17 protein-coding genes are annotated in these 19,093 nt (G+C 67.3%); 6 read left to right on the top strand and 11 right to left on the bottom strand.

What is annotated here, in order from left to right:
• A partial coding sequence (locus A5694_RS13210) for a LysR substrate-binding domain-containing protein (protein ID WP_234787922.1) occupies positions 1–327 on the bottom strand: 327 nt, incomplete at its 3' end.
• Between the two features lie 28 nt (positions 328–355).
• Between A5694_RS13210 and A5694_RS13205 the strand changes: the two genes are divergently transcribed.
• Positions 356–742 carry a DUF5997 family protein gene (locus A5694_RS13205; protein ID WP_064922274.1) on the top strand — a complete coding sequence of 129 codons (387 nt, stop codon included), beginning with the start codon at positions 356–358 and terminating at the stop codon, positions 740–742.
• A gap of 84 nt (positions 743–826) precedes the next feature.
• Here A5694_RS13205 and nrdE read toward each other — a convergent pair whose 3' ends face one another.
• The 5 genes from nrdE to A5694_RS13180 all read right to left on the bottom strand — a co-directional run bounded on the left by nrdE (position 827) and on the right by A5694_RS13180 (position 5,847).
• The gene (gene nrdE, locus A5694_RS13200) at positions 827–2,998 is read right to left on the bottom strand and encodes a class 1b ribonucleoside-diphosphate reductase subunit alpha (RefSeq protein ID WP_064922273.1); all 2,172 of its coding nucleotides are present in this window, start codon (positions 2,996–2,998) and stop codon (positions 827–829) included.
• Positions 2,965–3,423: a class Ib ribonucleoside-diphosphate reductase assembly flavoprotein NrdI gene (nrdI, locus tag A5694_RS13195; protein WP_064922272.1), complete on the bottom strand. Its 459-nt coding sequence runs from the start codon at positions 3,421–3,423 to the stop codon at positions 2,965–2,967. The genes nrdE and nrdI overlap by 34 nt, the downstream gene beginning before the upstream one ends.
• 55 nt (positions 3,424–3,478) lie before the next feature.
• Positions 3,479–3,718 (bottom strand): redoxin NrdH, encoded by a 240-nt coding sequence (locus tag A5694_RS13190; RefSeq protein WP_064922271.1) that lies wholly within the window; start codon positions 3,716–3,718, stop codon positions 3,479–3,481.
• Between the two features lie 510 nt (positions 3,719–4,228).
• The gene (locus A5694_RS13185) at positions 4,229–5,104 is read right to left on the bottom strand and encodes an SDR family oxidoreductase (protein ID WP_064922270.1); all 876 of its coding nucleotides are present in this window, start codon (positions 5,102–5,104) and stop codon (positions 4,229–4,231) included.
• Positions 5,105–5,199: 95 nt separating this feature from the next.
• Positions 5,200–5,847 (bottom strand): TetR/AcrR family transcriptional regulator, encoded by a 648-nt coding sequence (locus A5694_RS13180; RefSeq protein WP_064922269.1) that lies wholly within the window; start codon positions 5,845–5,847, stop codon positions 5,200–5,202.
• A gap of 141 nt (positions 5,848–5,988) precedes the next feature.
• Here A5694_RS13180 and A5694_RS13175 point away from each other — a divergent pair, with 141 nt between their 5' ends.
• Positions 5,989–7,464, top strand: coding sequence for a cytochrome P450 (locus tag A5694_RS13175; protein WP_064922268.1), 1,476 nt, complete (start codon positions 5,989–5,991; stop codon positions 7,462–7,464).
• A 9-nt stretch (positions 7,465–7,473) separates the two neighbouring features.
• Here A5694_RS13175 and A5694_RS13170 read toward each other — a convergent pair whose 3' ends face one another.
• The 4 genes from A5694_RS13170 to A5694_RS13155 all read right to left on the bottom strand — a co-directional run bounded on the left by A5694_RS13170 (position 7,474) and on the right by A5694_RS13155 (position 12,915).
• A complete protein-coding gene (locus A5694_RS13170) occupies positions 7,474–7,941 on the bottom strand; it encodes a hypothetical protein (RefSeq protein WP_064922267.1) in 468 nt (155 codons plus the stop codon).
• Positions 7,942–8,113: 172 nt separating this feature from the next.
• Entirely contained in the window at positions 8,114–9,850 is a 1,737-nt protein-coding gene (gene poxB, locus A5694_RS13165) for a ubiquinone-dependent pyruvate dehydrogenase (RefSeq protein WP_064922266.1), read from the bottom strand.
• A 119-nt stretch (positions 9,851–9,969) separates the two neighbouring features.
• Positions 9,970–12,135 carry an acyl-CoA dehydrogenase gene (locus tag A5694_RS13160; protein WP_064922265.1) on the bottom strand — a complete coding sequence of 722 codons (2,166 nt, stop codon included), beginning with the start codon at positions 12,133–12,135 and terminating at the stop codon, positions 9,970–9,972.
• Between the two features lie 21 nt (positions 12,136–12,156).
• A complete protein-coding gene (locus tag A5694_RS13155; RefSeq protein ID WP_064922264.1) occupies positions 12,157–12,915 on the bottom strand; it encodes an SDR family NAD(P)-dependent oxidoreductase in 759 nt (252 codons plus the stop codon).
• Positions 12,916–13,017: 102 nt separating this feature from the next.
• Here A5694_RS13155 and A5694_RS13150 point away from each other — a divergent pair, with 102 nt between their 5' ends.
• The 4 genes from A5694_RS13150 to A5694_RS13140 all read left to right on the top strand — a co-directional run bounded on the left by A5694_RS13150 (position 13,018) and on the right by A5694_RS13140 (position 17,756).
• Positions 13,018–15,288 carry a carbon starvation CstA family protein gene (locus A5694_RS13150; RefSeq protein ID WP_064922263.1) on the top strand — a complete coding sequence of 757 codons (2,271 nt, stop codon included), beginning with the start codon at positions 13,018–13,020 and terminating at the stop codon, positions 15,286–15,288.
• The gene (locus A5694_RS22615) at positions 15,264–15,458 is read left to right on the top strand and encodes a YbdD/YjiX family protein (RefSeq protein ID WP_082952652.1); all 195 of its coding nucleotides are present in this window, start codon (positions 15,264–15,266) and stop codon (positions 15,456–15,458) included. The genes A5694_RS13150 and A5694_RS22615 overlap by 25 nt, the downstream gene beginning before the upstream one ends.
• Positions 15,459–15,491: 33 nt before the next feature.
• Positions 15,492–16,802: a macrolide-binding ATPase MABP-1 gene (locus tag A5694_RS13145; protein ID WP_064922262.1), complete on the top strand. Its 1,311-nt coding sequence runs from the start codon at positions 15,492–15,494 to the stop codon at positions 16,800–16,802.
• A 156-nt stretch (positions 16,803–16,958) separates the two neighbouring features.
• Positions 16,959–17,756 carry a L,D-transpeptidase gene (locus tag A5694_RS13140; RefSeq protein ID WP_064922261.1) on the top strand — a complete coding sequence of 266 codons (798 nt, stop codon included), beginning with the start codon at positions 16,959–16,961 and terminating at the stop codon, positions 17,754–17,756.
• Here A5694_RS13140 and A5694_RS13135 read toward each other — a convergent pair.
• On the bottom strand, positions 17,746–19,017 hold the full coding sequence (locus tag A5694_RS13135) for a cytochrome P450 (protein ID WP_064922260.1): 1,272 nt from the start codon (positions 19,015–19,017) through the stop codon (positions 17,746–17,748). The genes A5694_RS13140 and A5694_RS13135 overlap by 11 nt on opposite strands.
• Positions 19,018–19,093 lie beyond the last annotated feature (76 nt).

Genomic DNA, 19,093 nt, shown 5'->3' with positions numbered 1-19,093 from the left:
GAGTACGTCGTCGAGTGGGAGCAGTATCGGCTCGCCGTCGAGGTCCGCGGCGGTGATCTCGTCGGCGGCGGCCACCATGTGGTCGGTCGGGACCACGGCGACCGTCGTCTCGTCGTAGAGGGGAATGACGGCCAGCCCGGAGGCGTCGGCCGGCGGCCGCAGCAACGCCACGTCGACGGTGCCGTCGCGAACCGCGGCGGCCGCCTCCGCGGCGGCGACGGACTGTAGCTGCAGTGCGACCTCGGGGTGGCGCTCCGCCCAGATCCGGGCCCACTTCGCGGGCGTCCCGCCGGGGACGTACCCGAGGGTCAGGGAGAGCCGGGTCACCGCATCAGGCTACCGATACGCTGCTTGCATGAGCCGGCCGAACGCGCAGTCCATGAAACCCGCCACGGCGGCGAAGAAGCTCGACGTGTACCTGCCGGCGACACCGGCGGAGTTCCAGGCCGGCCCGATCACCCGCAGCGAGCTCGCCGCCCTGCAGGCCGACCCGCCGCAGTGGCTGAGGGACCTCCGCAAGAACGGGCCGCATCCGAAGAACCTGGTGGCCGCCAAGCTGGGTGTCTCGATCGCCGCACTCGCACGCAACAACGTTGAGAGTGCGCTCACCACCGAGCAGATCAATGCGCTGCTCGAGGAGAAACCGCCGTGGCTGGTCACCGAACGCGAGAGCTACCAGGCGGTGCTGGGCGAGCAGCGACGCCTCAAGGCGCTACATGCGGAACGGGCCCGCGAGAGCTGACGCTCGCCCTGCGCAGCGCCGAGTGTCGGATTAATACACGCCGAAGAGCCAAACGCGTGCATCAACCCGACACTCGGGGAGCCTTTACAGCATGCAGCTGACGCAACCCTCCACCTCGGTGCCCTCCAGCGCCATCTGCCGCAGCCGGATGTAGTACAGCGTCTTGATTCCCTTGCGCCAGGCGTAGATCTGCGCCCGGTTCACGTCGCGGGTGGTGGCGGTGTCCTTGAAAAACAGCGTCAGGCTCAACCCCTGATCCACGTGCTGGGTGGCCGCGGCGTAGGTGTCGATGATCTTCTCGTAGCCGATCTCGTAGGCGTCCTGGTAGTACTCCAGGTTGTCGTTGGTCATGTACGGCGCCGGGTAGTAGACCCGGCCGATCTTGCCTTCCTTGCGGATCTCGATCTTGGAGACGATCGGGTGGATCGAAGAAGTCGAGTGGTTGATGTAGGAGATCGACCCGGTCGGCGGAACCGCCTGCAGGTTCTGGTTGTAGATGCCGTGCGCGGCAACCGATTCCTTGAGTCGCTGCCAATCGCTTTGGTCCGGGATCCGGATACCGGCGTCGGCGAAGAGCTGGCGCACCTTGGCCGTCTTCGGTTCCCACACCTGGTTGAGGTATTTGTCGAAGAACTCCCCGGAGGCGTACTTGGACTTCTCGAATCCTACGAACGCCTTGCCCCGCTCCAGCGCAAGACGATTCGACGCCCGCAGCGCGTGGTACAGCACGGTGTAGAAGTAGATGTTGGTGAAGTCGATGCCCTCTTCCGAGCCGTAGTGGATGCGCTCGCGGGCCAGGTAGCCGTGCAGGTTCATCTGGCCCAGCCCGATGGCGTGCGACTCGTTGTTGCCGTGCTCGATCGACGGCACCGACCAGATGTGGGTCTGATCCGACACCGCGGTCAACGCCCGGATCGCGACCTCGATGGTCTGGCCGAAGTCGGGTGAGTCCATGGCCTTGGCGATGTTGAGCGAGCCCAGGTTGCAGGAGATGTCCTTGCCCACCTTGGCGTACGACAGATCATCGTTGTACAGCGACGCGGTGGAGACCTGCAGGATCTCCGAGCACAGGTTCGAGTGGGTGATCTTGCCGGCGATGGGGTTGGCCCGGTTCACCGTGTCTTCGAACATGATGTAGGGGTAGCCGGACTCGAACTGCAGCTCGGCGAGGGTCTGGAAGAACTCGCGCGCCTTGATCTTGGTCTTGCGGATCGCGGAGTTGTCGACCATTTCGTAGTACTTCTCGCTGACCGAGACGTCGGCGAACGGAACGCCGTAGACCCGCTCGACGTCATAGGGCGAGAACAGGTACATGTCCTCGTTCTTCTTGGCCAGCTCGAAGGTGATGTCGGGGATCACCACGCCCAGGCTCAGCGTCTTGATCCGGATCTTCTCGTCGGCGTTCTCCCGCTTGGTGTCCAGGAACCGGTAGATGTCCGGGTGGTGGGCATGCAGGTACACCGCCCCGGCACCCTGGCGGGCGCCGAGCTGGTTGGCGTAGGAGAACGAGTCCTCCAGCAGCTTCATGATCGGGATGACCCCGGAGGACTGGTTCTCGATGTTCTTGATCGGGGCGCCGTGCTCGCGAATGTTGGTCAGCAGCAACGCCACTCCCCCGCCGCGCTTGGACAGCTGCAGTGCGGAGTTGATCGAGCGGCCGATCGACTCCATGTTGTCCTCGATGCGCAACAGGAAGCAACTGACCGCCTCGCCGCGCTGTTTCTTGCCGGAATTCAAAAACGTCGGGGTGGCCGGCTGGAACCGGCCGTCGATGATCTCGTCGACCAGCTTCTCGGCCAGTGCGGTGTCACCGGCGGCCAGGGTCAGCGCCACCATGCACACCCGGTCCTCGAACCGCTCCAGGTAGCGCTTGCCGTCGAAGGTTTTCAGCGTGTAGGAGGTGTAGTACTTGAACGCGCCCAGAAATGTCGGGAACCGGAACTTCTTGGCGTAGGCCCGGTCCAGCAGTGACTTGACGAAGTTGCGCGAGTACTGGTCGAGTACTTCGCGCTCGTAGTACTCCTTCTGGATCAGGTAGTCGAGCTTCTCGTCCTGGTTGTGGAAGAACACCGTGTTCTGGTTGACGTGCTCCAGGAAGTACTGCCGGGCCGCCAGCACGTCCTTGTCGAATTGGATCTTGCCGTCGCTGTCGTACAGGTTGAGCATCGCGTTGAGCGCGTGGTAGTCCAGCTCGCCCACCGGAGCACTGCGGGTGGTTGCGGTTACCTGCTCTGCAGTTGCAGCGGTAGGTGGCATGCCTCGTCCTTCCAGAAATCAGCCAAACCCGCGCGGACGGCTTGGACGTCCTCGTCGGTTCCCATCAATTCGAATCGGTACAGGTACGGCACCCCGCACTTGCGGGCGATCACGTCGCCGGCATAGCAGAACTCCGCACCGAAGTTGGTGTTGCCGGCGGCGATTACGCCGCGCAGCAGACTCCGGTTGTGTTCGTTGTTCAAAAAGGCGATGACCTGCTTGGGCACGTAACCGCCCTCGTTCACATCGGGCTGCTGACGTCCGCCGCCGTAGGTCGGCAGCACCAGCACGTAGGGGTGATCCACCTCGATGCGCCCGTGCAGCGGAATCCGGATGGCCGGCAGCCGCAGCTTCTGCACGAAGCGGTGGGTGTTCTCCGATACCGAGGAGAAATACACCAGGCTGCATGCAGACTCCGCAGACACGGCGACCCCCTTCAGCTCTCAGTCAGACTCCACCCGTACCCGACCCGGCGGTCACTTACGCGCTGAGCGCTGTCTTCGCCAGCGCCTTGATGCGGTCCGGGCGGAAACCCGACCAGTGCTCGTCGCCGGCGACGACGACCGGGGCCTGCAGGTAACCCAGCGCCATCACGTAGTCCCGCGCTTCGGAGTCGAGCGAGATGTCGACGGTCTCGTAGGCGATGCCCTGATTGTCCAGCGCCTTGTAGGTGGCGTTGCACTGCACGCACGCGGGCTTGGTGTACACGGTGATGCTCATGGGCGGCAGACTCCTCAGCGAATCGTCGACAACGAACGGATGACGGATCAGGTAGAGCGTCCAGCGGGCCGCCAGGACCGCAATTCGCCAGTTCCCCCCACCGTGGCAGGGCACCCAAATCGGTGCTGGTCGCCGCGGCTCGGGTAACCGGAAAACCCCGGCCTGTCGGTTCCACGAACACTACACCTAGTGGTCACCCCTTGGTGTCAATACTAGATGTTCTGAACGACATTGTTGAAATTCGCTGGTCGCGGCCCGGCCGCACCGCGGCCTCGGCGTGTCGCATCTCACAATCGCGCGGGTGGCTCGTCATAACCGCAGGTCTACCACCCGACACCGACAAGCAACCGCAACGCGCGGCCGGCGAACACGTACCAGCAAAGTTGCCCGGACACCGGCTCAGCACGTCCGGCCGGCATCGGCGAGTCGTCGCGGTGTCGGGCGCTGCGACTGTCGGCCGACGGCGGGCCGGATGCTCTGGCGTGGGACGGCGGCAGCCGATGACGCCGGCTAGGAGCTGCGCTGCGGACTCCTCGTCGGAAGCAGTGCGCGGCTGAACAGCCCATTGACCTGCCGCATGACAACGCTGTACGGCAGCCACGCCAGCCGCTTGAACGCATACAACGCGCGGATGTCACCGGAGGTGTAGACCAGGTAGCGGTTGCGAGCCACCCCGGCCAGGATCTTCTCCGCCGCTTTCTCCGGCGTCACCGCGTGGCCGGCGAACCGGTCCACCCACCGTTGCACCTGCGGATCATCGCGGTCGACGCCGGCGATCTCCACGGTGTTGACCAGCGGGGTCTTCACGGCGCCGGGAACCACCACCGACACCCCGATGCGGTGGCGCGCCAGGTCGAAGCGGAGCACCTCCGATACTCCGCGCAGGCCGTACTTGCTAGCGGAATAGGCGGCGTGCCACGGCAACGCGACGATTCCCGCCGCCGAGGACACGTTGACCAGGTGCCCGCCCCGGCCGGCGGCGACCATCGGCGGCAGGAAGGTCTCGATAACGTGGATCGGGCCCATCAGGTTGATGGAGACCATCTTGTTCCACTGCTCGTGGCTCAACCGGTCGACGGTCCCCCACGCCGACACCCCCGCGATGTTCATCACGATGTCCATCGACTCATGGCGCGCGTGGATGTCGGCGCCGAACGCGGCGACGTCGTCGTAATCGGCGATATCGACCACTCGGTGTTCGGGCACCAGCGCCCCCAGCGCCCGCGCGTCGGCCACGGTTTCGGCAAGTCCTTGCGCATTGCGGTCCGTCAGATAAAGCTCCGCGCCCAACTCGGCCAGCCGTAGCGCGGTGGCCCTACCGATCCCGCTCGCCGCTCCGGTGATGAAGCACCGCTTGCCCCGGTAGTACTGCGCTACGCGTGTCATAGGTGCAGACGATACCGGCGGTTCAGCGAGGACGATTCAATCCCCGCGGAGCCCACGGCGCTGACCCGTTGCGCCCGCCTCCGCCGCGCTCGCGATCAGCGCGACCCGCTCCATAACGCGGTGCGCCACAGCGCCTCGAGCACCCGCACGCCACGAGGCACGTCACCATCGGCGCCCAGGAAAGCACTATCGCCGGAGAGCATGTAGGCGGTGGTGGCCGCCAATGTTCGCACCAGGGCGGGAATGTCATCGCTGATCGGGTTCGCCGTACCGGCGGCGATCTCGTCGTTGACCACACCGACGATCTGGTTGATCACCGCGTCGATCTGGGCGTCGAGCAGTTCGCGGATCTCGGCGTCGCTGTTGCGGGCCAGGTTGCACGCCGACATCACCGGGTCGTTGTGGGCATAAACTGCCGCCGCGCTGCCCACCATCCGTTCGGCGAAGGCCGCCGGCGATTCGTCGGCGCCCCGCGGCGCGAAGTAATGGGTGAGTTCTTCGAGTTCCTGAGTCGCCTCGGCGAGGATGTGGGCGAGCACGGCGTACTTGGAATCGAAGTAGAAATAGAAGCCCGAGCGCGCCACCCCGGCGCGGTCGCTGATGGTGCTGACCGACAGCTCCGCGAACGGCTTCTCCTCCAGCAATTCCCGGACTGCCTGCACAATCGCCTGGCGCTGCTTGTCGCCTCGGCGCTGGGGCGCATCGTCGGTGGCCGGACCGCCCGGGTCGTGCTCGGTACTCACCCTTTGCACCTTGCACCACGCCGCGCCGGATTCAAACTTGACACGCGTCAACTTTAATCTGAGGATGTGGATGCGTGACGGTCGCCACAGGCGCCATAGTCGCTGCGTGTTATGACGCCATGAACGAGAGGTAGTCAGCCGATGACGACCATGACCACCCCGCAGTACCTTCTCGACCAGGCCCGGCGTCGGTTCACCCCGACGCTGAACACCATCCCCGGCATGGGCGCCATCGAGAAGCGGCTGTTGAACGTGGAATGGAAGCAGAAGACGCTGGCCGAGCCACCGGCGGGCAGCGGACTCAAACCCATCCTGGGTGATTCCGGGCTGCCGCTGCTCGGCCACATCATCGAGATGTTCCGGCAGGGACCGGATTTCCCGCTGCACATCTACAACAAGTACGGCCCGGTGTACTTCGCGGAGTCACCGATTCTGCCGTCGATCGTTGCGCTGGGACCCGACGCCACCCAGGCCATCTTCACCAACAAGGCGAAGGACTTTTCGACGACCGGCTGGATCCCGGTTATCGGGCCGTTCTTCGACCGTGGCCTGATGCTGCTGGACTTCGACGAGCACTTACATCACAAGCGGATCATGCAGGGCGCGTTCACCCGTCCGCGGCTGGCCAGCTACGTCGAGGACATGGACCGGGTGATCACCCGGATCGTGGCCGACTGGCCGACCGACGACGCGCGGTTCCTGTTCCACCCGGCGGCCAAGGAACTCACGCTCGACGTGGCGGCGGTGGTGTTCATGGGCCATGAACCCGGCGAGGACCACGAGCTGGTGACCAAGGTCAACCACGCCTTCGAGCAGACCACCCGCGCCGGCGGGGCGATCATCCGCACCGGGGTGCCGCCGTTCAAATGGTGGCGTGGTCTGCAGGGCCGCAAGGTGCTCGAGGACTACTTCGCCGAGCGGGTCACCGAACGCCGACGGGTCGAGGGCGCGGACATGCTGTCGGTGCTGTGCCACACCGCCGACGACGACGGGAACACGTTCAGCGACACCGACATCGTCAACCACATGATCTTCCTGATGATGGCCGCGCACGACACCACCACCTCGACGGTGACCACGATGGCCTACCACCTGGCCGCACACCCGGACTGGCAGGAGCGGGCCCGCGACGAATCGGCACGGCTCGGCGACGCACCGCTGGATATCGAGGCGCTGGAGAAGCTGGAGACCCTCGACCTGGTGATGGACGAGTCGCTGCGGCTGGTCACCCCGCTGCCGTTCAATATGCGCCAGGCCGTGCGCGACACCGAGCTGCTCGGGCACTATTTGCCGGCCGGCACCAACGTGGTCACCTGGCCGGGCATGAACCACTGGCTGCCCGAGCTCTACACCAACCCGCGCCAGTTCGACCCGGAGCGGTTCCTGGAGCCGCGCGCCGAGCACAAGAAGCACCGCTACGCCTGGGCGCCGTTCGGCGGCGGGGCGCACAAGTGCATCGGCATGAATTACGGGCGCCTGGAGGTCAAGACCATCGTCCACCGGCTGCTGCGCCGCTACCGGCTGGAGCTGGCCCGGCCCGGGTACCAGCCGCGCTGGGACTACGGCGGGATGCCGATCCCGATGGACGGTATGCCGATCGTGTTGCGTCGGCGGTAGATCGACGCCTCACCGGGCGGTCAGCAGCCGGTTGGCGCAGGTGATGAGGGCCTCCAGCGCGGAGCGCCCGGCATCGGGCGCAAAACCCACCGCCCAGGCCGCACCGCGCCCGTTCGAGCCGTGGATGAAGGTGGCGGTCTCGGCGCCGCACCGAAGCTGGTGAAACCCCAGGATTTCCAGGGGGACTCCGCGGTCGTGCAGCATCGTGGTGAGCGCTGCCAGCGGTCCGGGCGCCGCGGCGGTGCAGGTACCGTTCACGCCGCCGACGGTGAGGGTCGCCTGGTAGGTGCGGCCCTGCGGCCCCAGTCGGGTGGCCGGGCGATCAGCGTCCAGGCAGCGCCATCGGCTCAGCGACAGCGGGCCGGCGGCGCGGCCGTAGGCCGAAACGAAGCCGTCCCAGGACAGCCGCGCGGCCTGGTCGCGCAGTTCACGTGGGAGCGGAACCCGGAATTGGTCGGCGAATGATGTTGTGGTCATGTCTCGGTCTTTTCTGCTCGAGGAGAGTGACCGACGGGTAGCAGCCTCCGACCCACAGCGGGGGGTCGGTCGAAATCAGACCCCGCTGCGGGTACTGGCTACTACAAGCAGATGACGCATGATCCGGCCAGGCTAGTCGGGCTCCGGTCGGCATGCAACCGCATTATTGGGTTCAATCCAGAATGCGCCGAGCCACATTGGTGGTCACCAGATCGAGCAGTTCCTCTCCGCGGCCGGCGAGAATGGTGCGGATCGCATACAACGAGAATCCCTTGGCCTGCTCGGCGGTGATCGCCGGCGGAATCGACAGTTCCTGGCGGGCCGTGATGACGTCGACCACGGCCGGTCCGTCGTAGCCGAACGCTTCGGCGAGGGCGGGCTCCAGGTCGCCGGGCTGCTCCACTCGGCGCCCGAACATGCCCAGCGCGCTGGCGACGGCGCCGAAGTCGGGATTGCGCAACTCGGTGCCGAAGTTGACGATGCCGGCGGCCTTCATCTCCAGCTCGACGAAGTTCAGCGACGAGTTGTTGAATACGACCACCTTGACCGGCAACCGATTCTGCGCCAGCGTCAGCAGCTCGCCGAACAGCATCGCCAGCCCGCCGTCGCCGGCCAAGGCGACCACCTGCCGCTCGCGGTCGACGGTCTGCGCGCCGATCGCGTGCGGCAATGCGCACGCCATGGTGCCGTGGTTGAACGACCCGATCAGCCGTCGCCGCCCGTTCATGGTCACGTAGCGCGCGGCCCACACCACCGGGGAGCCGACGTCGACGGTGAACACCGCGTCGTCGGCGGCCAGCCGATTCGCTACCGCGGCAACGTATTCGGGACGAATCGGGGTGCGGTCGCGATCATTGGACGCCAATGCGTCCAGCCGCTTGCGGGTCTTGCGGTAGTGGCCCAGTGACCGGTCCAGATGAGTGCGGTCGCTCTTGGCGGCCAGTAGCGGGCGCAGCGCGGTGAGGGTGTCGGCGACTGTGCCCAGCAGTCCGAGATCGATCGGGGTGCGCCGGCCCAGGTTTCGGCCACGGATGTCGACCTGGATGATCTGGGCACGCTCGGGATAGAACTGCTGGTAGGGAAAATCGGTGCCGAGCATCAGCAGCACGTCGGCTTCCCTGATCGCCTTGTACCCGGATGCGAATCCGAGCAGCCCGGTCATGCCGACGTCGTGGGGGTTGTCGTACTCGATGTGCTCCTTGCCGCGCAGCGCGTGCACGATCGGGGCCTGTAGCGTCCGCGCCAGTTCGATGACCTGGTCGTGGGCGCCGGCCACCCCGGCACCGGCGAGGATGGTGACATTGGTGGCGGCGTTGAGCATGCCCGCCGCCGTCGCCAGCCCGCGCTGATCGGGATGGCAGACCGACCCGGTCGGCAGCACCGGGCGCGCTCCCCAGGCGGTGTCGTCGACCCGGTTGGAGAAGATCTCGCCGGGCACCACCACGACCGCGACCCCGTTCTCCTCGACCGCGGCGCGCATCGCCAGCTCGAGGATGCGCGGTGCCTGCTCGGGGGTGCTGACCAATTCGCAGTACACGCTGCACTCGTGAAACAGGTTCTGGGGATGGGTTTCCTGGAAGTAGTCCGAGCCGATCTCGGCCAGCGGGATGTGGGCGGCGACCGCCAGCACCGGCACCCGGCTGCGCTGCGCGTCGAACAGACCGTTGATCAGGTGCAGGTTGCCGGGCCCGCAACTGCCGGCGCACACCGCCAGCCCCCCGCTCAGTGCGGCGTCGGCGGCGGCGGCGAACGCCGCGGTCTCCTCGTGCCGCACCTGTTCCCAGGTGAAGTCACCGGCGCGCCGGATCGCGTCGGTGAAGCCGTTGAGGCTGTCCCCCGGGATCCCGTAGACGCGGTGCACTCCACTGCGTTTGAGGGTGGCGATGACATGGTCGGCGACGGTCGCCATTTCACGTCCTCCTCACCAGGAGCGAGTGTGCGCAGAATGCCATCGCGGACGGCGTGTCGCCGCGCAAACACGCACCCTCGCCGAAGCGGTGGTACCCCCGGCCCACGCAGTAGGAAACGCTACTTGATCAGCGGGTCGCGGGGCATCCCCAAGATCCGCTCGGCGATCTGGTTGCGGGTGACCTCCGAGGTGCCGCCGGCGATCGCAATGCCGCGCGCTCCCATCACCATCCGGCCGGCCATCGCGCCGGGGCCGTCGTCGAGGGCCACGTCGGGGCCGAGCAGCGCCGCTCCGATCGCCGCGCCGTCGCCCATGTGCTCGGCGAGCTTGAGTTTGGTGACGTTGCCCTCCGGGCCGGGCCCGGCACCGGCGATGCTGCGCGCCACGCGGCGCAGGTTCAGCAGCCGCAGCGCGTGCTCGTCGGCGACGAACCGGCCGACCCGCACCGCGGCATCGGCCACCGACTGCCGGTGCTGCTGGGCCAGCGCGATCAGCTTCTGGTCGACACCGGCGGTGTAGGAGCCGCCGCCACCGATGCTGACCCGCTCATTGCCTAAGGTGGCCCGGGCTACCTTCCAGCCCTCGTTGACCTCGCCGACGACGTCCTCGTCGGGAACGAACACATCGTTGAAGAACACCTCGTTGAACTCCGAGCCGCCGGTGATCTGGCGCAGCGGACGCACCTGCACGCCCGGGGCCTCCATGTCGATGATCACCATGGTGATGCCGGCGTGCTTGGGGACGTCAGGATCGGTGCGCACGGTGGCCAGCCCACGCCGGCACAGGTGCGCCCCCGAAGTCCAGACCTTCTGGCCGTTGATCTTCCAGCCGCCCTCGACCCGGGTGGCCCTGGTCTTGACCGCGGCGGCATCCGAGCCGGCGTCCGGCTCGGAGAACAGCTGACACCAGATCTCGTCCTGGCGCAGCGCTTTCTCCACGAACCGCTCGATCTGCGAGGGAGTGCCCTGCTGGATCAGGGTCAGGATCACCCAGCCGGTGATGGAATAGTCCGGCCGCTGGATCCCGGCAGCACTGAACTCCTGCTCGATCACCAGCTGCTCGACCGCGTCGGCCGCCCGCCCCCAGGGCTTGGGCCAGTGCGGCATCACGTAGCCGGTTGCGATCAGCCGGTCGAGTTGGGCCTCGGGGGCCAGCCCGGCGATCTCAAGCGCATCGGCGTGGATCTGCGTGCGCAGCTCCTCGGCCTCGGGCGGCAGGTCCAGGCTGTTGGCCCGGGTGATGCCGGCGGCAGCGCTCTCGAATACCGCCAGGGCCGCGGCGTCGCCGCCGAACAGCGCCTGCACCGTCAGGGCGCGGCGCAGCTGCAGGTGGGCGTCGTGCTCCCAGGTGTAGCCGATCCCGCCGTGCACCTGGATGTTCAGCTCGGCGTTGCGCACATAGGCCGGGAACGCCAAGGTGGCGGCTACCGCGGCCGCCAGCCGGAAGGCGAACTCGTCGTCGCCGTCGGCGCGGGCGGCGTCCCACACCGCCGCGGTGGCCGCCTCCGCGGCGACCAGCATGTTCGCGCAGTGGTGCTTGATCGCCTGAAAGGTGGCGATCGGCCGGCCGAACTGTTCGCGCACCTTGGCGTACTCCACCGCCGCGTCGGTGCAGTCGGCAGCGCCGCCGACCGCCTCGGCCGCCAGCAGCAGCCGGGCGCGCGCCAGCGCCGACTCGCGCGCGCCGACCAGCGTGTCATCGGCACTCACCCCGACACCGGTCAGCGTGACCCGCCCGGACCGCCGGGTCGGGTCGAGGTTGCCGGGTACGTCGACGTTGACCCCCGCCCGGTCACGCTCCAATACCAGCACGTCGTCGCCGGCGGCGATCAGCAGCACATCGGCCAGTCCTGCGCCCAGCACGATCCCGGCGTCACCGGAGGCCACGCCGCCGTCGAGGGCGACGGCACCGGCCAGACCCACCCCGGCGGTGACCGAACCGTCGATCAGCCCGGGCAGCAGCCGAGCCTGCTGGTCACCGGTGCCGTTGGCGGCGATCACCGCCGAGGCGATAACCGTCGGCACGAACGGTCCCGGCGCCACAGCTCGGCCCAGCTCCTCGATCACCACCACCAGTTCGGGCAGCCCGAAGCCCGAGCCGCCGTGCGCCTCGTCGATGTGCAGGCCCAGCCAGCCCAGGGCGGCCAATTCGCCCCAGAACGGCGGCCTGCCTTCGTCTGCGGCGTCCAGTAGCGCACGCGCCGCCGCACGGGCCTTCTGGGCGGTCAAGAATCCGCGGGCCACCTCGGCCAGTTCGCGATGGTCGTCGGTTACTGCGATGCCCATTGAAGGCCTCCTGGTGTGTATCTACTTGGGTGCGAACCGCTGTCCGGCGTCGAGCCGCAGGCACTGCCCGTTGAGCATCGGGTTGTCGACGATGGCGGCGACCAGTTTGGCGTACTCCTCCGGGCGGCCGAGCCGCTTGGGGAACGCCGCATCCTTGGTCAGGGCGCTGGCGAACTCGTCCGGGATGCCCTTGGTCAGCCCGGTGGCGAACAGGCTGGGGGCGATCGCCAGCACCCGGATCCCCACCGACCCCAGGTCACGAGCCATGGTCAGGCACATGCCGGCGATACCGGCCTTGGCGGCGGTGTAGGCGACCTGGCCGATCTGCCCCTCGAACGCCGCGATCGACGCGGTGTTGATGATGACGCCGCGCTCCTCGTCTTCGGGCTCGTTGACGCTCATGTGCGCCGCGGCGAGCCGGCTGATGTTGAAGGTGCCGACGAGGTTGAGGTCGACGACCGACTGGAACGATTCTAGGTCGTGCGGTCCGGACTTGGACAGCGTGCGCTTGGCGATCCCGCCGCCGGCGGTGGTCACGATGACGTGCAGGCCGCCCAAGGCCTGCACAGCGTTCTTGAGCACCTCTTCGGTGCCGGCGAAATCCGTGACGTCAACCGGGTAGAACCCTCCGCCGAACCCCGCCGCAACCTCCTTGCCCTCGGAGCCTTCCCGGTCCAGCACCGCGACGCTGGCGCCGCGGGACGCCAGCAGCTCGGCAGTGGCGCGGCCCATCCCCGAGGCACCACCGACGACGACGACCTTCTTGCCACTGATCTCCATGCGAACTCCTTTTAAGCAAGTACTTGAGTATCAGGAACAAGTTATCGTTCCGCTCGGAATCCGCTGCCACTCGGGCATCCGGCAGGCCTGAAGGAGGTAACCGTGGCCGCACCGCCGACCGCGCTGGAGGTGATTGAGCGACGCGACGGCGCGGTGGCCTACCTGCAGACCGATCCGGAACTGCCGCCGGTCGCCGTTGTCGACCGCTCCCCGATCTCGGCGCGCCACAAACTGGTGTTGGGTGCGTTGGCCGTCGTCGGTGCGGTGGCGTGGGCCGTGATCGCCTTCGCCCGCGGCGAGTCGGTGAACGCGGTTTGGTTCGTGGTCGCCGCGCTGTGCACCTATATCTTCGGATTCCGCTGCTACGCAAGGCTTATCGAACGCAAGATCGTGCAGCCCCGCGACGAGCACGCCACCCCCGCGGAGATCTTCGAGGACGGCACCGACTATCTGCCGACCGACCGGCGGGTGCTGTTCGGCCACCACTTCGCCGCGATCGCCGGCGCCGGCCCGCTGGTAGGCCCGGTGCTGGCCACGCAGATGGGCTATCTACCGGGCACGATCTGGATCGTGATCGGCGCGGTGGTGGCCGGCTGCGTGCAGGACTACCTGGTGCTGTGGTGCTCGACGCGGCGCCGTGGGCGCTCGCTCGGGCAGATGGCCCGCGAGGAGCTCGGCGCCGTCGGCGGTGCCGCCGCGATCATCGGGGTGCTGGTGATCATGGTGATTCTGATCGCGGTGTTGGCGCTGATCGTGGTGCGGGCGCTGGCGGTCAGCCCGTGGGGGGTGTTCTCCATTGCGATGACGATCCCGATCGCACTGTTCATGGGGATCTATCTGCGGTTCCTGCGGCCCGGCCGGGTGTCCGAGGTGTCCCTGATCGGCATCGTCGCGTTGCTGGGCGCTGTCGCCTCCGGCCGCTGGGTTGCCGAAACATCCTGGGGCGCCGCGTGGTTCACGCTGTCGCCGGTGACGCTGTCGTGGTGCATCATCGGCTACGGCTTCGCCGCCTCGGTGCTGCCGGTGTGGTTGTTGTTGGCGCCGCGCGACTATCTGTCGACGTTCATGAAGGTCGGCACCATCGTGCTGCTGGCGGTCGGGCTCCTGATCGCCCAGCCGATGATGGCCGCTCCCGCCGTCTCGTCCTTCGCCCACACCGGCGACGGGCCGGTGTTCGCCGGCTCGCTGTTCCCGTTCCTGTTCATCACGATCGCATGCGGGGCGCTGTCGGGTTTTCATTCGCTGATCGCCTCGGGCACCACGCCGAAGTTGCTGGAAAAAGAGAGCCAGATGCGGCTGATCGGTTACGGCGGCATGCTCACCGAGTCCTTTGTGGCGGTGATGGCGCTGATCACCGCGTCGATTCTGGACCAGCACCTGTTCTTCACCCTCAATGCTCCGGTCGCCTCGACCGGCGGCACCGCCGCCAGCGCCGCCGACTATGTCAACGGCCTCGGACTCGGCGGGCCGCCGGTGACCGCCGAGCAGATCAGCGGGGCCGCCACGGCCGTCGGGGAGTCCTCGATCGTGTCGCGCACCGGCGGGGCGCCGACATTGGCGCTGGGCATGGCCGATGTGCTGGGCCGGGTGTTCGGCGGGCCGGGCCTGAAAGCGTTCTGGTACCACTTCGCGATCATGTTCGAGGCGCTGTTCATCCTCACCACCGTCGACGCCGGCACCCGGGTGGCCCGCTTCATGCTGTCGGATGCGCTGAGCAACCTGGGCGGGCCGCTGCGTAGGCTCGCCAACCCGGGATGGCGAATCGGCGCCTGGGCGTGCAGCGTCGCAGTGGTCGCCGGGTGGGGTTCCATCCTGTTGATGGGGGTGACCGATCCGCTCGGCGGAATCAACACCCTCTACCCGCTGTTCGGCATCGCCAACCAATTGCTCGCCGCGATCGCGTTGACCGTGGTCACCGTGATCGTGGTCAAGCGGAGCCGGCACGGCTTGAGCCTGAAATGGGCGTTGGTGCCGGGCATTCCGTTGTTGTGGGACCTTGCGGTCACGATGACGGCGTCGTGGCAGAAGATCTTCTCGGCCGACCCGCGGGTCGGCTATTGGACGCAGCACTTCACCTACCGGGCCGCGGAGCGGGCCGGGAAGACCTCCTTCGGGTCGGCGGCCGACCCGGCGCAGCTGCACGACGTCGTCCGCAACACCTTCGTCCAGGGCAGCCTGTCGATCGTATTCGCCTCCCTGGTCGCGGTGGTGTTCGTGACCGGGCTCGTGGTCTGTATCAAGGCGATTCGCGGTAACGCGCCGACGACCGAAGCCGCGCCGGTATTGTCACGGCGGTTCGCGCCCGCCGGGCTGATCCCCTCAGCCGCGGAGCGAAAGGTACAGGCGCAGTGGGACGCTCAGCCAGTGGACTAGCCCGGGCGGCCCGCCATGTCAGCTGGTACTGGGCCAGCCTATTGGGCGACAACCATTACCGCCGGTACCTGGACTACCGCCGGCGGGCCCACCCGGGCGAACCGGTGCTCTCCGAGCGGGACTATTGGCGGCGGCGTTATGCCGCCGATCCCGGTGGACGGTGCTGCTGACCGCACTCGGGCAGCTTCGGGCATGATCGAAAGGTGGCTGACATCACCCGCGGGCGGGCGGCGCGCAATGCCAAGCTCGCCGGCCTGCCGCTGAGCCTGGCCGGGCGGGCCGCTCTCGGATTGGGCAAACGGCTGGCCGGCAGGCCCAAGGACGAAGTCACCGCCGAACTCATGGAGCAGGCGGCCGAGCAGGTGTTCACCGTCCTCGGCGAGCTCAAGGGCGGTGCCATGAAGGTCGGCCAGGTGCTCTCGGTGCTCGAGGCCGCGGTGCCCCCGGAGTTCGGTGAGCCCTACCGTGAGGCCCTGACCAGACTGCAGAAGGACGCCCCACCGCTGCCCGCGAACAAGGTCCACCGGGTGCTCGACGCGCAGTTGGGCACCCGGTGGCGGCAGCGGTTCAGCTCCTTCGACGACGCCCCGGTCGCCGCGGCCAGCATCGGGCAGGTGCACAAAGCGGTGTGGACCGACGGGCGCCCGGTCGCCGTCAAGATCCAATACCCCGGTGCCGACGAGGCCCTGCGCGCCGACCTGAAGACGTTGCGGCGGCTGACCGGCATACTCAAGCCCCTGGCCCCCGGGGCCGACGTGCAGGGCGTCGTCGACGAACTGATCGACCGCGCCGATATGGAACTGGACTATCGGCTCGAAGCCGACAACCAGCGCGTGTTCGCCAAGGCCTATGCCGGCCATCCGCGCTTCGCGGTGCCACACGTGGTGGCCAGTGCGCCCAAGGTGGTGATCCAGGAGTGGATCGAGGGCATCGGCATGTCGGCGATCATCGCCGGCGGCACCGTCGAGCAGCGCGACCTGCTGGGTGCCCGGCTGGTCGAGCTGATCGGCGACGCGCCGGCGCGGGTGGGCATGCTGCACGGGGACGCCCATCCGGGCAATTTCATGCTGCTGCCCGACGGCCGGATGGGTGTCATCGACTTCGGCGCGGTGGCGCCGCTTCCCGACGGCCTGCCGGTCGAGCTGGGCATGGCGCTGCGGTTCGCGGGCCAGTTCAACTACGACCTTTTGCTGCCCACGCTGGAGAAGGCCGGTTTCATCCAGCCGGGCGAACAGATCTCGGTGGCGGAGATCGACGAGATGCTGCGCCGCTACGTCGAGCCGGTGGCACCAGAGGTCTTCCATTTCAGCCGCGACTGGCTGCAGAAACTGGCTGCCGCACAACTGGATCAGTCGATTCACCAGATCAAGACCGCACGCCAGTTGGATCTGCCGCCCCACCTGGCGGTGCTGGCGCGCGTCGTCGGGACCACAGTGGCGATCCTGGCTCAGCTGGACGCGCACGTACCGGTTCGGGCGATCGCGCTCGAACTGCTGCCCGGTTTCGCCCCCTAGTAGTGGCCCAGCCGCCCGTCCGGCTCACACGGCCGTGGCCAAACCTTAATGAAGCCTTGACCGAGTCGTGGGCATGGGTTGCAGGGGCGGCAGCTCGAATCTCCTTACCATCAACGGCAATAACCTCAGTTATTTGGTCGGGAAGGTACGCCGCGGATGTGGAAATTGGTGCGCTCTGCCATTGTCATTGTCGGGGTCGCCGTCACAACGGTGGTGACCCCGCCGGCAACGAGTTCGGCGGCTGCCAGCCGGCCACCGGGCGGCGGTATCGCATCGATCCAGCCGGCGCAGGGTGCGGTGGTCGGCGTGGCGCATCCGGTGGTGGTGCAGTTTTCGGCGCCGGTGCTCGACCGCCGAGCCGCCGAGCGCGCCATCGCGGTGCGCTCAACCCCGCCCATGACCGGATCCTTCGAGTGGGTCGATGCCACCGAGGTGCAGTGGGTTCCCGACCACTACTGGCCGGCGCACAGCACCGTGAAGCTCTCGGTGGGCAAGCTCTCCGCCGATTTCAGCACCGGGGCCAAGGTGGTGGGCGTGGCCAGTATCTCCGCGCACACCTTCACCGTGACCGTCGACGACGAGGAGGCCGGCCCGCTGCCCGCCCCGCATCACCGCCCGCACTGGGGTGAGGACGGGGTGCTGCCAGCCACCATGGGCAAATCCGAGTTCCCCACCCCGACAGGCAATTACACGGTGCTGGCCAAGGACAAGAAGGTCCTGATGGATTCCAGCAGCGTCGGTATCCCGATCGACGACCCCGAGGGCTATCGCTTCGATGTCGAGCAGGCGGTGCGCATCTCGCGGCGCGGCCTCTACGTCCACTCCGCACCCTGGGCGCTGGGCTCGCTGGGCCTGGAGAACGTCAGCCACGGCTGCGTCGGACTGAGCCCCACCGACGCGGAATGGTACTTCGATCGGGTCAACATCGGCGACCCGGTGATCATCAAGGAATAGCGTCGCCTGCACGGCGAGTACGCCCGAAACCCACACGCAGCGAATCGATCCCGTTGATCCAGGGCAGCGCGGACCGCGTCCCGTCGTCGAGTCGCCGGATGTCGGGAATGATGTCGGCCAGCGCGCCGAACACCAGGTTGATCTGCATGCGGGCGAGATTTGCACCGATGCAGTAGTGCGCACCCGGCGCCCCGAAACCCAGGTGCGGGTTGGGGCTGCGCAGGATGTCGAACGTGAACGGATCGGCGAACACCTCTTCGTCATAGTTGGCCGAACCGTAGAACATCCCGACCCGCTGGCCCTTGGCGATGTGCACGCCACCGAGGTCGACATCGCGCAGTGCGGTGCGCTGGAAGGAGATCACCGGAGTCGCCCAGCGGACCACTTCGTCGACCATGGTCGGGGGGCGTTCGGCCACAAACAACCGCCATTGGTCGGGATGGTCGAAAAACGCCAACATCCCCTGCGAGGTGGCGTTGCGGGTGGTCTCGTTGCCGGCGACCATCAGCATCATCACGTAGTAACCGAATTCCAGCGCGGTCAGTGCCTCGCCGTCGATCGTCGCAGTGACCAGAGCCGTCGCGATGTCCTCTCGTGGGCGGCTCTTGCGGTCTTCGGCCAATTGGTAGGCGTAGCCCAGAAGTTCGGCGGAGGCCTGCATCGCGTCGGCGGTGGCTGCCTCATCACCGGCGCCGCCGGCCACCAGGCGGTTGCTCCACTCGAAGACGTGCTCGCGCTCGTCGGAGGGAACCCCGATCAGCTCGCAGATGGTCGCCAGGGGTAGCCGGGAGGCCACGTCGGTGACGAAATCGCCGGTCTCGCGCTCGGCGGCCGCGCCGACGATCTCCCGCGCCTGCCGGTCGAGTGAATCGCGCATGCCGGCAATCACGCGCGGGGTGAATCCGCGCGCGACGATGCGGCGCAACTTGGCGTGCTGCGGCCCGTCCAGGAACAGCATCACGTTGTTGCGGGAGGCTTCGTGGACTTCCGGGTTGGTGGTGGTGCTCGTGCGGATCAGCGAGGTGTTCTCATGCGAGGAGAACACCTCGTCCCGCAGGGAAACCGCGCGGACGTCAGCATGTTTCGTGACGACCCAGTAGCCCTCATCGGGGTAGCCGGAGGCGCCGTACGGTTGGTGGTTCCACCAGATGGGTTCGGTCTTGCGCAACAGGGCGAACTCCTCATGCGGGATCCGCTGCGCGATCAGTGCGGGGTCGGTGAAGTCGAATCCCTCGGGTAGCAGATGAGGTGTCTGGGTCATCGTGTTGCCTTCCGGTCGACTCAGCCCGTAGTCCCCTTCTCGCACGGCGATCGTATGACACAAATCACGTGCCTCC

It is taken from the genome of Mycolicibacter sinensis (assembly GCF_001667945.1).
GTDB classification, from domain to species: Bacteria; Actinomycetota; Actinomycetes; order Mycobacteriales; family Mycobacteriaceae; genus Mycobacterium; species Mycobacterium sinense_B.
Note: the sequence above shows the minus strand (reverse complement) of the source record. Positions and strands in the feature narration are given on the sequence as shown.

Coding starts and splice junctions, on each gene's coding strand:
- A5694_RS13205 (WP_064922274.1), top strand. CDS start 356: ATGAGCCGGCCGAACGCGCAGTCCATGAAACCCGCCACGGCGGCGAAG.
- nrdE (WP_064922273.1), bottom strand. CDS start 2,998: ATGCCACCTACCGCTGCAACTGCAGAGCAGGTAACCGCAACCACCCGC.
- A5694_RS13190 (WP_064922271.1), bottom strand. CDS start 3,718: ATGAGCATCACCGTGTACACCAAGCCCGCGTGCGTGCAGTGCAACGCC.
- A5694_RS13185 (WP_064922270.1), bottom strand. CDS start 5,104: ATGACACGCGTAGCGCAGTACTACCGGGGCAAGCGGTGCTTCATCACC.
- A5694_RS13175 (WP_064922268.1), top strand. CDS start 5,989: ATGACGACCATGACCACCCCGCAGTACCTTCTCGACCAGGCCCGGCGT.
- A5694_RS13170 (WP_064922267.1), bottom strand. CDS start 7,941: ATGACCACAACATCATTCGCCGACCAATTCCGGGTTCCGCTCCCACGT.
- poxB (WP_064922266.1), bottom strand. CDS start 9,850: ATGGCGACCGTCGCCGACCATGTCATCGCCACCCTCAAACGCAGTGGA.
- A5694_RS13160 (WP_064922265.1), bottom strand. CDS start 12,135: ATGGGCATCGCAGTAACCGACGACCATCGCGAACTGGCCGAGGTGGCC.
- A5694_RS13155 (WP_064922264.1), bottom strand. CDS start 12,915: ATGGAGATCAGTGGCAAGAAGGTCGTCGTCGTCGGTGGTGCCTCGGGG.
- A5694_RS13140 (WP_064922261.1), top strand. CDS start 16,959: ATGTGGAAATTGGTGCGCTCTGCCATTGTCATTGTCGGGGTCGCCGTC.
- A5694_RS13135 (WP_064922260.1), bottom strand. CDS start 19,017: ATGACCCAGACACCTCATCTGCTACCCGAGGGATTCGACTTCACCGAC.